The 12,539-nt window shown below is 72.2% G+C and carries 13 protein-coding genes; 3 read left to right on the top strand and 10 right to left on the bottom strand.

Annotated elements, in window-relative coordinates:
• Nucleotides 1-263 precede the first annotated feature (263 nt).
• The gene (locus tag ACZ4N5_RS04355) at nt 264-710 is read left to right on the top strand and encodes an ATP-binding protein (protein WP_467755621.1); all 447 of its coding nucleotides are present in this window, start codon (nt 264-266) and stop codon (nt 708-710) included.
• An 83-nt stretch (nt 711-793) separates the two neighbouring features.
• On the opposite strand, the gene ACZ4N5_RS04350 is transcribed toward ACZ4N5_RS04355, so the two are convergent.
• Both ACZ4N5_RS04350 and fdxA read right to left on the bottom strand, forming a co-directional pair.
• Nucleotides 794-1,888: a bifunctional succinyldiaminopimelate transaminase/glutamate-prephenate aminotransferase gene (locus tag ACZ4N5_RS04350; protein WP_467755620.1), complete on the bottom strand. Its 1,095-nt coding sequence runs from the start codon at nt 1,886-1,888 to the stop codon at nt 794-796.
• A gap of 155 nt (nt 1,889-2,043) precedes the next feature.
• Nucleotides 2,044-2,364 carry a ferredoxin gene (fdxA, locus tag ACZ4N5_RS04345; protein ID WP_018089397.1) on the bottom strand — a complete coding sequence of 107 codons (321 nt, stop codon included), beginning with the start codon at nt 2,362-2,364 and terminating at the stop codon, nt 2,044-2,046.
• A gap of 140 nt (nt 2,365-2,504) precedes the next feature.
• Here fdxA and ACZ4N5_RS04340 point away from each other — a divergent pair, with 140 nt between their 5' ends.
• Both ACZ4N5_RS04340 and ACZ4N5_RS04335 read left to right on the top strand, forming a co-directional pair.
• Complete coding sequence (locus ACZ4N5_RS04340; protein ID WP_467755619.1) at nt 2,505-3,659, top strand: GNAT family N-acetyltransferase; 1,155 nt, start codon at nt 2,505-2,507, stop codon at nt 3,657-3,659.
• Nucleotides 3,660-3,676: 17 nt separating this feature from the next.
• On the top strand, nt 3,677-4,528 hold the full coding sequence (locus ACZ4N5_RS04335) for a transglutaminase family protein (protein ID WP_467755618.1): 852 nt from the start codon (nt 3,677-3,679) through the stop codon (nt 4,526-4,528).
• 22 nt (nt 4,529-4,550) lie between these two features.
• Here the strand turns inward: ACZ4N5_RS04335 and ACZ4N5_RS04330 are convergent, their stop codons facing one another.
• From ACZ4N5_RS04330 to ACZ4N5_RS04295, 8 genes are all read right to left on the bottom strand, one after another.
• The gene (locus ACZ4N5_RS04330; protein WP_467755617.1) at nt 4,551-5,165 is read right to left on the bottom strand and encodes a response regulator; all 615 of its coding nucleotides are present in this window, start codon (nt 5,163-5,165) and stop codon (nt 4,551-4,553) included.
• Nucleotides 5,162-6,385 (bottom strand): sensor histidine kinase, encoded by a 1,224-nt coding sequence (locus ACZ4N5_RS04325; RefSeq protein ID WP_467755874.1) that lies wholly within the window; start codon nt 6,383-6,385, stop codon nt 5,162-5,164. Before ACZ4N5_RS04325 ends, ACZ4N5_RS04330 begins: the two co-directional genes overlap by 4 nt.
• 5 nt (nt 6,386-6,390) lie before the next feature.
• A complete protein-coding gene (locus ACZ4N5_RS04320; RefSeq protein WP_467755616.1) occupies nt 6,391-7,131 on the bottom strand; it encodes an ABC transporter permease in 741 nt (246 codons plus the stop codon).
• Complete coding sequence (locus ACZ4N5_RS04315; protein ID WP_467755615.1) at nt 7,128-8,126, bottom strand: ABC transporter ATP-binding protein; 999 nt, start codon at nt 8,124-8,126, stop codon at nt 7,128-7,130. Before ACZ4N5_RS04315 ends, ACZ4N5_RS04320 begins: the two co-directional genes overlap by 4 nt.
• A gap of 204 nt (nt 8,127-8,330) precedes the next feature.
• Entirely contained in the window at nt 8,331-10,529 is a 2,199-nt protein-coding gene (locus ACZ4N5_RS04310; protein WP_467755614.1) for a hypothetical protein, read from the bottom strand.
• 160 nt (nt 10,530-10,689) lie between these two features.
• Entirely contained in the window at nt 10,690-11,115 is a 426-nt protein-coding gene (locus tag ACZ4N5_RS04305; protein WP_467755613.1) for a DUF6113 family protein, read from the bottom strand.
• A gap of 52 nt (nt 11,116-11,167) precedes the next feature.
• The gene (mshB, locus tag ACZ4N5_RS04300) at nt 11,168-12,079 is read right to left on the bottom strand and encodes an N-acetyl-1-D-myo-inositol-2-amino-2-deoxy-alpha-D-glucopyranoside deacetylase (protein ID WP_467755612.1); all 912 of its coding nucleotides are present in this window, start codon (nt 12,077-12,079) and stop codon (nt 11,168-11,170) included.
• 208 nt (nt 12,080-12,287) lie between these two features.
• Nucleotides 12,288-12,482: a hypothetical protein gene (locus ACZ4N5_RS04295; protein WP_467755611.1), complete on the bottom strand. Its 195-nt coding sequence runs from the start codon at nt 12,480-12,482 to the stop codon at nt 12,288-12,290.
• Nucleotides 12,483-12,539: the final 57 nt, after the last annotated feature.

Here is a 12,539-nt window from a genome sequence, read left to right as displayed (position 1 = left end):
AACAAAGGGCCGCGGGGATTTCGCGGGCTTTCCGGCCGGGTATCGTTTGCCCGTTTTTATCCACAACCGATAATGCGACGCATTGCCAACTCTTTGCGGCGGGCCACCGCAACCTTCGCGGACTTCGAGCGGTAGTCACTGCGTCCGAGCCCGGAACGATCACCTCAGACCATCAGCATCCGGTGACGCGGTCGGTCGGCAGCCAGCCGGTCGAGTGCCGGGCGGCAGGACACTTCCCCGTTCTCTTCCGTCTAAGGAGCACCATGTCCCTCCCCCTGACCCGCCGGATCGCCCGTGTCGTGCTGCTCGTCGCGGCCGGAGCGGCGCCCGTGGTCGGCGCGGCCGGCTCCGCCTGCGCGGCGGCCGACCTGCCGGCCGCCCCCAACCTCGGCGGGCTGACCGCCCTGGACGGGGCGAACGTCGGCAACACCGTCGACGGAGCGGCGCAGAACGTCACCGGGATCGCCGGCAAGTCCGGCGGCGAGGCGGTCAAGAAGTCCGTGCCGGCCGCGGGCAGGACCGGCGGAAAGGTCGCCAAGAAGGCCACTCCCGCCGCGCAGAAGGTGGCCGGGGACGCGGCCGGACAGGCCGGCGGCCTCCTCGGCGACACCGCGAAGACCGCGGCGGGCGGTGGCCTGCCGACGGACGCCGTGACCCGGGGCGGCCTGCCGACGGGACAGCTGCCGCTGAAGGGCCTGCCGCTGGGCTAGCCCGGCAGGGGTGTACGGCGACGGGGGTCCGGGGAACTCGCTTCCCCGGACCCCCGTCTCGCTGTGCCCGGCCGCCTGCCGGGCTACCGCAGGCGTTCCACCGCCGCCGCCACGCGCTCGTCCGAGGCGGTGAGGGCCACGCGGACGAAGTTCTCGCCCGCCTCGCCGTAGAAGTCGCCGGGGGCCACCAGGATGCCCAGATCGGCCAGGTGGGCCACCGTGGCCCAGCAGGACTCGTCCCGGGTGGCCCAGAGGTAGAGGCTCGCCTCGCTGTGCTCGATACGGAAGCCGTGGTTCAGGAGGGCGTCGCGCAGGGCGGTGCGGCGGGCGGCATAGCGGTCGCGCTGTTCGCGGACGTGGGTGTCGTCCGAGAGGGCGGCGACCACGGCGGCCTGGGTGGGCGCGGAGGTCATCATGCCGCCGTGCTTGCGGATCGCGAGCAGTTCGCCGAGGACGGCGGGGTCGCCCGCGAGGAACGCGGCGCGGTACCCGGCCAGGTTCGAGCGCTTGGAGAGCGAGTGGACCGAGACGATCCCCTCGTAGGAGCCGCCGCACACGTCGGGGTGCAGCACCGAGACCGGGTCGGCCTCCCAGCCCAGCTCGATGTAGCACTCGTCGGAGAAGACGAGGATGCCGTGCTCGCGGGCCCAGGCGACGATCCGGGTGAGTTCCGCGGCGGACAGGACCTCGCCGGTCGGGTTCGACGGGGAGTTCAGCCACAGCAGCTTCAGGTCCGTCGGGTCCAGGTCCGTCGGGTCGTCGTAGACCACGTAGTCCGCCCGCGCGAGCCGCGCGCCGACCTCGTACGTCGGGTAGGCGAGGCGCGGGTGGGCGACCTTGTCGCCGGGGCCGAGGCCGAGCTGGGTCGGCAGCCAGGCGACGAGTTCCTTGGAGCCGACGATCGGCAGGACATGGCGGTGGGTGATGTCCCGCGCGCCGAGCCGTCGCTCCACCCAGCCCGTGAGCGCGTCCCGCAGCTCGGGCGTGCCCCACACCGTGGGATAGCCGGGCGAGTCCGCGGCCGCGACCAGAGCTTTCTGGATCAGCTCGGGCACCGGGTCGACCGGGGTGCCGACGGACAGGTCGACGATGCCACCCGGGTGGGCGGCGGCGGTCGCCTTGTAGGGCTCCAGCTTGTCCCAGGGGAAGGTGGGAAGCCGGTCGGAGACTGCGGACACGGGATCGGGCTCACTTTCTCGTACGTACGACCCGTACCGGCGGATACGGGCTGCTGCACGGACTGCTGCGGGGCTGATACGGCAAATGCCTCGGTCCCGTACGGCGATCGGAGCGATCAGCTGTACGGGACCGAGGCGGCGCGTATGCGGGCCGCTTACTGGTTCTGCGGCGGCAGCGCTGCGATGAAGGGGTGGTCGCGCTCGATCAGACCGAGCTTGCTGGCGCCGCCGGGCGAGCCGAGCTCATCGAAGAACTCGACGTTCGCCTTGTAGTAGTCCTTCCACTCTTCCGGAGTGTCGTCCTCGTAGAAGATCGCCTCGACCGGGCACACCGGCTCACAGGCTCCGCAGTCGACGCATTCGTCCGGGTGGATGTACAAGGACCGGGAGCCCTCGTAGATGCAGTCGACCGGGCACTCCTCGATGCACGCCTTGTCCTTGACGTCGACACAAGGCTGCGCGATGACGTAGGTCACGCTGTCGTTCCTCCTCGATAGGGCGCTGGCGGGCCTCCGTAGGCTCCGCCGCCTGGCGCGCGGGAGCGCGGCGTCGTCGATGCCCGCCCCTAGTATCTCCGTTCTTGGGCACGATCCGAACAGGAGGGGTGAACTGACCTGTGGAAATCTCTGCTTCCGGCCGCCTGGAGGTCCGCATCACCGCTGCTGACGTGGGAAAACGCGTCTCGGTGCGACGCATGATCGACGACGGAGACACGGTGGAGAAGTTCACCGATACGGTCGGCGTTCTCACATCATGGGACGACGGTGTGCTGCTGATCACACGACGGACCGGCGAGCGTGTCCGGATCGCGGAATCCTCGCTGGTCGCGGGCAAGGTCGTACCGCCCGCCCCGGCACGGCGGCGCGGACCCGCCGCGTCCTACGAGGAGCTGGCGCGCGTCGCCGCGCGGGCGTGGCCGCCGGTGGAGAGCGAGCGGCTCGGCGGCTGGGAGCTGCGGGCGGCGGGCGGGTTCACCCGGCGCGCCAACTCCGTGCTGCCGCTGGGCGACCCGGGCGTGCCGCTCGACCGGGCGCTGACGTACGTACGGGACTGGTACGCCGCCCGTGACCTGCCCGCCTACGTCCAGACCGCCACCGGCGCCGAGGGCACGCAGGAGCTGCTCTGCGCGGAGCTGGAGGCGCGTGGCTGGACACGTGAAGTGACCGCCGAGCTGTGGATCGGCTCGCTCGCGCCGGTCGCGGACCGGGACGCACCCGAGGCTCCCGAGACTCCCCAGGTGACGCTCTCCCGCACGGCCGACGAGGCGTGGCTCGGCCGCTACCAGCGCAAGGGCGTCAGCGACGTGGCCCTGAAGGTGCTGGGCGGCGGCCCCTCGGTGTGGTTCGCGACGGTGCCCGGGGCCGGGGGTGCGGCTCCGGCCGCGATCGGGCGGTGCGTGGTGGACGGCCGCTGGGCCGGTTTCGCCGCGGTCGAGGTCGATCCGGCCCACCGCCGCCGGGGCCTCGCCACCGCCGTCATGACCGCCCTGGCCGGCCGGGCCCTGGCGGAGGGCGCCTCGGCCGCCTGGCTGCAGGTGGAGGCGGACAACACCGGGGCACGGGAGCTGTACGCCGGGATGGGCTTCGGCCCGCACCACGCGTACCACCACTACCGGTGGACGCCGGACGCCGGTACGGACGCCCTGGCGGACACTGGTACGGCAGGCTCCGACACGAATGTCGGCACAGTGACCGGCGGCGCGCCGGACAGCGGTTCCGGTGGGGTCGAGCGGGATGCCGAGCCGGGTGTCGAGCCGTATCGATCGACGTGAAGGGGCACGAGCCAGCCATGCGTTCCCCCCAGCCCCCGCAGCCGGAACGAGCCGACGAGGTACGGCGGCGGTTCGCCGACGAGGCGCGGGCCGAGCGGCCCGATCTGGCGGCACTGTGCCTGCTGGTGGGCGCCGCGGCGGACGGGACGCTGGACGAGGCCGGGATGGACGCGGCGCAGATCGAGCTGGACGAGCTGGCGGGTCGCCTGCCCTTCCGTCCGGGCGGCCCCCGCTCCTGGGCGACCGCCCTCGCCGAACTCCTCGGCGGGCGCTTCGGCTACCGGGGCTCACCGGGTGACTACCAGCGGCTGGAGTCCTCCTTGCTGCACGCGGTGCTGCGCCGGCGGCGCGGGCTGCCGATCCTGCTGTCGGTGGTGTGGATGGAGGTCGCCCGACGGGCCGGCGCCCCGGTCTACGGGGTCGCGCTGCCCGGTCACTTCGTGGTGGGTTTCGGACCGCCCGAGCAGCAGGTGCTGGCCGATCCCTTCGACGGCGGGCGCGTTCTGACCGGCTCCGACGCGGAACTCCTCGTCGCGGGAGCGACCGGCGCGCCGCTCGACCCGTCGATGCTCGCCCCCGCCGACCCGCTCGACGTCGTCGTGCGCATCCTGAACAACATCCGGGCCTGGGCCGCCGCCCGCCCCGAACGCTCCGACGTGGCCCTGTGGTCCGTGGAACTCTCCCTGCTGCTGCCCTCGCACCCGGCGCGGCTTCGCTACGAGCGAGCCCAACTCCTCGTCCAGCGCGGAGAATTCCTGGCCGGAGCCGCCGAACTCGACGCGTACGCGGACATGGTGGCAGCGGTGGACGAACCGGCGGCAGCCCGAGTACACCAACAGGCCCACGCGGCACGGTCGATGCTCAACTGAGGGCACCGGACATCCGCCCCGCTCACAGCCACCCCTTCTCCCGGGCGATCCGTACCGCCTCCGCGCGGTTGCGGACCGCGAGTTTCTGGATCGCCGTCGAGAGGTAGTTGCGGACCGTGCCCTGGGACAGGTGGAGGGCGGTGGCCAGTTCGGCGTTGGTGGAGCCGTCGGCGGCGGCGCGGAGGATCTCGCGTTCGCGGTCGGTGAGGGGGTTGGCGCCCCCGGCCAGGGCGGCGGCCGCGAGGGTGGGGTCGATGACGCGCTCGCCGGCCAGCACCTTGCGTACGGCGGCGGCGAGTTGGGCGGCGGGGGCGTCCTTGACCAGGAAGGCGTCGGCGCCGGACTCCATGGCGCTGCGGAGGTATCCGGGGCGGCCGAAGGTCGTGAGGACGATCAGCTTGAGGGCGGGGAACTCCTTGTGGAGTCCGGCCGCGGCCTCTATGCCCGTCATGCCCGGCATCTCGATGTCGAGGAGCGCCACGTCCACGTCATGGGTGCGGACCACCGCCAGCACCTCGTCGCCGCGGGCCACTTGGGCCACGACCTCGATGTCCGGCTCAAGTCCCAGCAGGGCGGCCAGCGCCTCGCGGACCATCGACTGGTCCTCGGCGAGCAGGACCTTGATCGTGCGGCTCATGCACCGGATCCTACGGGGTCGTCCGCCCCGCCCGCAGAGGCCCGGTCGTCCGCCAGGGGCGCCCGTGCGACCAGTCGGAATCCGTGCCGGACGCGGCCCGCCTCCAGCGATCCGCCCGCCTTCTCCAGGCGTTCGGTCAGGCCCGTCAGACCGTTGCCGGGGACGGCGCCGGAGGAGCCGCCCGAGCCGTCGTCCTCCACCGAGAGTTCGAGCACGGGGCCGTCCAGGGTCTGGCGCCGGACGAGTTCCACCACGCAGCGCCGGGCGCCGCTGTGCCGTACGACATTGGTGACCGCCTCGCGCAGCGCCCAGGCCAGCGCGGACTCGCTCTCCTCGGGAACGCCGTCGAGGTCGGGTTCCCCGGGCAGGTCGGCGACGACGTCCGCCGCGGTCAACGCGACCTGGGCGCCCGCGAGTTCACCGGCCAGCCGGGGGCGCCGGTAGCCGGTGACCGCCTCGCGCACGTCGACCAGGGCCTGGCGGCTGACCTGTTCGATGTCGGCGACCTGCTGGGCCGCCTTGTCGGGGTGGTCGGGGAGCATCCGGCCGGCCAGTTCGCTCTTCAGCGTGATCAGCGAGAGCGAGTGGCCGAGCAGGTCGTGCAGGTCCCTGGCGAGCCTCAGGCGCTCCTCGTTCGCGGCGAGCTGGGCGACGGTCGCCCGTGCCTTGCGCAGCTCCACCGTCGTGCGGACGAGCTGCCGTACGCCGGTCATCGCGAAGCCGATGAGGACGACGAGCAGGACGAGGTTGCGCGCGTCCCGTTCGCCGCCGTGCAGGCCGACGAGCAGCATCACGACGGCGGTCAGCGGGATGGTCCAGTACGAGACGCGCAGCGGGAACGTCGTCCCGCAGGCGACCGAGACGTACACGAACAGGCCGAGCCAGGGCGCACCGAGCGTCAGGCACAGGACGACGGCCAGCGCGCCGAGGGCGAGGACCATGAGGGTGACGGCCAGGGTGCCCGTGAAGGCCCTGCCCATGTGCCGGAAGACCAGCGTCAGATAGACCGCGACGAAGGCCGCGAGGCCCACCCAGCCGGCCGCGGTGGCCGCGGGTGTGTGGTGGCCGGCGGCGAGGTCGTGGACCGGTGAGCTGAGGAACACCAGCCAGATGACGATCCACACCGACTTGCGCAGGGCCTCGCGGATGTTGCGCGGGGACTCTCCCATCCGCATCAGCGGGTCCGTACGGGCCCCGGCGGGCATCGGGTCTTCCGTCATGGCACTCACGCCTTCAGCGTGTCCTTCCGGTACAGCCAGGCCGCGCCGCCCGCGAAGAGGGCGAAGGAGACGACGAGGATGGCGATGTCCTTCGCGTGCGGGGCGTTCCCCAGTTCGATGGCCTGCCCCAGGGCAGCGTACGCGTGCGTGGGCAGCCACTTCGCTATGTTCTGCAGCCAGTCGGGGAAGGTCGTCGTCGGCATCCACAGACCGCCGAGCATCGACAGACCGAAGTAGACGATCATCGTGATCGGACGGACCGCGTCCCCGCTGGCGAGATACCCGATCGCGACGCCGAGCGCGGCGAAGACCAGACTGCCGGCCCAGATCACGCCGGTGAGCGCGAGCCACTGCCAGGCGTCCAGGCGTACGTCCTTCACCACCGCGGCGACCACGAAGACGATCACGATCGACGGCAGGCTGATCACGGCGGCGCTGGCCGTCTTGGCGAACACGTAACCGCGGCCCGGCAGCGTGGTGAGCCTCAACTGCCGTACCCAGCCGCTCTCCCGCTCCTTGGCGATGCGCTCGCTGTTGCCCATGAGGACGGCGGTCAGGGCGCCGAAGGAGGCCATGGAGACCATGAAGAAGGTCGGCAGGGTGAGGCCGGTGCCGTGCACCTCGGTGGTGCTGTCGGCGCTGCCCGCGATCAGCAGGAACAGGGCCGAGGGGTAGACCACCGAGAAGAACAGGAACTTCCGGTTGCGCAGGGCGCGGGTGATCTCCAGCTTGATGAGACTGTTCACTTGGACGTGGCCTCCTCGGCGGCGGTGCGGTCGGCGTCCTCGGCGGAGGTGCGGTCGGCCTGTTCGGCCGCGGTACGGGTGGCCTCTTCGGCGGCGGTGATGGCGACAAAGGCCTGTTCGAGGCCGAGTCCGGCGACTTCGAGGTTGCGGGGGTAGACGCCGAGCCCGTACAGCGCGTGGACGGTGGCGTCCGCGTCGGAGGACTGGATGCGGACGGTCTGTCCGGACACGTCGATCGAGGTGAGGAAGGGCAGCGCGCGCAGCGGGGCCTCGTCGATCGTGCCCTCCAGGTCGAAGGCGACGCGGCGGGCACCGGCCTTGGCCTTGATCTCGGCGGCGGTGCCGTCGGCCAGCAGTCGTCCCCGGTGCAGGACGAGCACGCGGTCCGCTATGGCGTCGGCCTCCTCCAGGTAGTGCGTGGCGAACAGGACCGTACGGCCCTGGTCGGCCTGTTCGCGCATGGTGGCCCAGAAGGCCTGCCGGGCGGAGACGTCCATGCCGGTGGTGGGCTCGTCGAGGACGATCAGGTCGCTGTCGCCCGCCGTGGCGAGGGCGAAGCGGACGCGCTGTGCCTGGCCGCCGGAGAGCTTGTTGACCTTGCGGTCGGCGATCTGGGTGATGCCGGCGCGGGCGAGGACGTCGGTCGCGCGGTACGGCCTCGGGTGCAGATCGCAGGCGAGCCTGACCAGTTCGCCGACGGTGACCTCGTCCATCAGGCCGCCGCTCTGGAGCATGGCGCCCACCCGGCCGGCGACGATCGCCTCGCGCGGGCCGGTGCCGAACACCCGGACGCTCCCGCTGTCGGCGTTCTTGAGGCCGAGCAGCAGGTCCAGTGTGGTCGACTTGCCCGCGCCGTTGGGGCCGAGCAGGGCGACGGTCTCGCCCGGGTGCAGTTCGAGCGTCAGCCCGTCCACGGCCCGGACGTTCCCGTAGCTCTTGGTCACCGATTCGAACCGGACCACCGATGTGGTGGTGGTCGCCGCAGTCGTTGTCATGTCGTCCATCGTGGAGGAGAAGGGGGAGGCCGCGGCAGTGCGGTGTGTCCTCGGTCGCGGATGACAGATGTCATGTCGGCCGTCCGCGCCGGTGCCCCGCGGCGGATCGTGTCCGTGCCCCAGGGGGAGCGTGCGATACGGCAAGAGGGCACCCGGCCGGTGAGAAACCTCGGCCGGGTGCCCTCTGTGCGCGTGGTGCGCCCGCTAGTTGGGGTTGGTGGGGATGGTCACGTCGCGTGCGGCCGCCGTCTTCCCGACGAGCGCCCTTCCTATGGCGGAGGCCACGTCCTGCGGGCTCACGGCCTTCTTGCTGCCGTCGCCCTTGGTGATCGTCACGCCGTCGAAGGCATGGCCGTACAGCCCCTGGAGCACGTTGAGGTCGTAGTGCTCGACGAGCTTGCCCTGGACCGGCTGGACGCTCAGGAACTTCCAGATCGACTTTTGCGGGCTGAAGGGGATGAAGTGGGTGGCGTCCGTACGGATGGTGATGTTCGCCGACATGGCGACCGTCGCGAACGTCGACATCTTCCGGTCCACCTCGGCCTTGCTGACCGTCGGCTCGCGGGTCGTGGTGGCGACCTTCACCGGAGTGGTCGCGTTGGTCTCCACCTGGGCGCGGTACGCGTCCTCGACGGCCTGCAGCGAGGGGCCGACGTCGATGCCCTTGCCCGCCTTGCCGTAGACGGCGACGGCCTTGCCCGGCTGGAACTTGATCGTGCCTTCGCTCGCCGAACCGGCGCCGCTCGCGGCGCGCTCCAGGGCGGCCTGCAGCTTCTCCCTGTCGACCGGCATCACGGGCTCGACCACACGCTCCTGGCCGAACAGCGAGCCGATCACCGAGATCGGGTTGTAGTCGCTGCCGGCGGCGGCGCGGACGGTGGCCTGGCTGTCCAGCTGGAGTCCGGCCTGGTCGGGCCTGAGCTGGACGGTGTCGCCGTCGACGGACAGCACGAGAGGCTTGTTCGTCCGCGTGTCGAAGGCGTCGTCGAGCTTCTTGACGGCGTCGTCGCGGGTGCCGCCGCCGATGTCGACGCCGAGCACGGTGGTGCCCTTGGGCACGTCCGAGTGGTTCATGAGCAGGCCCGCGCCGTAGGCGCCGCCGACGAGGACCACGACGAGGACACCGAGGAGCGCCGGCTTGTTGCGGCCCTTTTTCTTCTTCCCCGGCTTCGACGAGGCGGACGGTTGCTGGACCGGCTCGGGAAGCCTGGGCGGAGTGTGCGACCGAGGCCCGTCGTTGCGCGCCCCCGCCTCGTACGCGAAGTTCTGGCTGGGCGACACGACGGGGATGCCGCTGGTCAGGGTGTGCCCGGAGACGTTGTCCGCGGGGGCGCCGTAGGCGCCGGGTCCCGGGTCGGGCGCCGGCTTCTGCGGGGTGAGGATCGCGGTGTCGTCGCTGAGACCGCCGCTCAGGCCGGCGCGCGAGCCGTTGCCGGTGCCGGGGTATCCCGTGCCGGTGTTCCGGTTGCCGGGGGCGGAGCCGGGCGACGCGGCCAGGCTGCCGGGGGCCGCGCCCGCACCGGCCGGAGGCAGCAGCGGGCCGTCACCGGTGGTGGGACCGCCGGTCGGACCGGCAGGTCCGCCGCGGCCGCCCCGACCGCCCTCGGAGAAGTACGGGAGGTCGTCGCGGCGCGGTTCGCCGGACCCGCCGGCCGAACCGATGGCCGGGAAGGAGCCCGTGTCGCGCAGCGCCCCGGAGACGTCGAAGGAACCCGTGCCGCCGCCGTGGCCGGGGGCCACGGGTCCGGCGCCGGTGGCGCCGGGGAGCCCGGCACCGTTCGTGCCTCCGGGCCGGACGCCGCCGGTGATGCCCAGCGGACCGGCACCGGTGGACGGCATCGGCCGTCCCGCGCCCGGGGTACCCGTGGAACCCGCCGCGCCGGCGGGAGCCGAACCGCCCGGCAGGCCCGCCCCATTGGTCGAGCCGCCGCCCGGCGCGCCCTTGGGGGGTGCGCCGGCCTTGCGGGGCGCGAACCAGTCGCTCGTCTTCCCCTCGGCCGGCCCGGGCTGGTCCCCTGGCGCGGGCGCGGGCGCCGGTGCGGACGGGGCCGGGGAGGCGGCCGTCGTGACGGAGGCGCCGGCGGGCGAACTCATGCCCTGCGGCGCCTGGTGTGTCCCGGTGCGCGCGCCGTCGCCGCCCTCGGGGGGCAGGTCGGCGTCGGCCACGGGTGTGCGGACGACCACGGGCGGGATGGGCCGCGACCCGGGGATGTTGATCCGGATCCGTGTCGTCAGAGTGGTCTCGGTCTTGCGCTCCTCCGGCGGCTTTCCGGCGGCCGAACGGCCCGCGTCGGCACCGCTTTCGGAAGCCATGGGGGTGCCGTACGGCGGCGTCCCCGACGGGTACGCGGCTCCACCGCGCCCGTTGGGCCCGGAGGACGAACTGTCAGTTTCACGACTCAAGGCAGGTTCTCCCGGTTGGCTCCGCCGCCCGTTTACTCGACCTCATCTCGGGCAGCTCGGCGGCGCGCACCACCATACTGGCCATGCACGGCCCACAAACCTCGCCCATGCAGGAATCTCGCACGGGACCCGCACGGGACCGATACGGCGAAGTAGTACGTCACTTGCCAAGTCGGGCATCGGAAGGGCCTGGTTGCCGCCCCTGACCGAGGGTGGCGCACATCACAGCCACGGCCATGCCTCCGAGGAGGAAGAGATACGAGACGACTCCCGCGCCGAAGAGGAAGTCCCCTTCCGGCCGGCTGGCGGTGAGCAGGACGACGGCGACCATCCAGCCTGCCGCGGGGGCGACGGCCCCGGCGCGTGACTCGGTCGCCCGGGCGCCGCCCAGGAAGAGTCCGGCGGCGCCCGCCAGCGCGAGCAGCAGCCCCAGCGGGAACCAGCCCGGCTGCACCAGCGCCCCGGCGACGCCGACCACGGCACCGAGCAGGAAGAGTCCCAGATAGGCGGCGATCCGCCCGCCCGAGGGCCGTGTCAGCGGCTGGGCGAGCATGCTTCGGCCGCCGCGCTGTCCGTTCGTACCCATCACAGATCCGCCCCTCGCCAAGTCGTGCTCGTCCTCGCCATCCCCGCGCCCCTCACCGGTCGGTGCCTTCGATCGTCCCGGTGCCCTCGATGCCCTCGAAGAGGTCCGTCTCGCGCGTCGCGGGTCGCCCGGCGTCCACCAGCTCGTAGTACTCGGTGGTGAAGAGCGGCTGCGCCAGCTCGTTCGAGAGGACGAACCAGGGCCCGTCCACGGTGATCTGGGTGGCGTGCGCCCGCATCGCGGCGGCCTTGGCGGCGGCGTACGCGGTTCCTTCGATCTCGGTGGTGATCGCCACCTCGTCGACCACGCCGGGTACGTCGTCGACGGCGGCCATTCGGTCGAACGGCAGCTCCGGGAGGACCTCGCGCAGGCGGGCGAACGCCTCCTCGGCGACCGGGCGCGGCACCCGGTTCCAATAGGTCTTGTCGATCCGCCACGCGTCGCCGAGGTCGGGGCGGTGGGCGGGTTCCGCGGCCAGTTCAGCGGCACGGGTGGCCACGCGGTGGGCCTGGATGTGGTCGGGGTGCCCATAACCCCCGTCAGGGTCATAGGTGACGAGCACCTGAGGGCGTACCTCGCGGATCACCTCTACGAGGCAGTCGGCGGCGTCGTCGACGTCCGCGGACCAGAAGGCACCCGCGCGGTGGTTCTGCTCGGCGCCCATCATCCCGGAGTCGCGGAACCGCCCTGGGCCGCCCAGGAAGCGGTGGTCGGCGACGCCCAGTTCCTTCATGGCGGCGCTCAGCTCACCGGTCCGGTACGGGCCGAGTCCGCCCTCGCGATCGGGGGCGAGATGGGCGAGTTCGGGCGGGATGACCTCGCCCTCCTCGCCGAGGGTGCAGGTCACCAGCGTCACATGGGCGCCCTCGGCCGCGTAGCGGGCCATGGTCGCGCCGTTGTTGATCGACTCGTCGTCCGGATGCGCATGCACCAGGAGCAGACGCCGGTCGGGCAGTTCCGTCATGGAACCCACCCTACGAGGCACCGGTCCCCTGTCTGTCGCCCGCGGGTCGCCTGTCAGGCCGCCGGAGACCCGCTCGCCCGGCAGCGCCAGCCGCCGGGTTCCGGAGCCCGGCAGGCGCGGTCTCAGCCGTCGCAGGTCTGGAGCGGGGGTCGGGGTGCGGCCCCGGGCACTCTCCCCGCCGCGGGGCCCGGCGCGGATCAGAAGCGGATCAGAACTTGATGCTGCCGATCATCCCCGCGATGTTCGTGGTCAGGTCGCTGATCGTGGGCGCGACGGTCGAGGAGGCGAGATAGAAGCCGAGCAGCATGCAGACGACCGCGTGCCCGCCTTTCAGTCCTGACTTCTTGATCAGAAGAAAGACGATGATCGCCAGCAGCACCACCGCCGAAATCGAGAGTGCCACGGCGGCTCACCTCCAAAGTTCCCAGGGACTTGGGGTCCGGTACGGGGTCGGACATGG

The sequence above is a fragment of the Streptomyces sp. NPDC026500 genome, from assembly GCF_055567635.1.
This window is presented reverse-complemented; position numbering and strand designations above follow the sequence as displayed.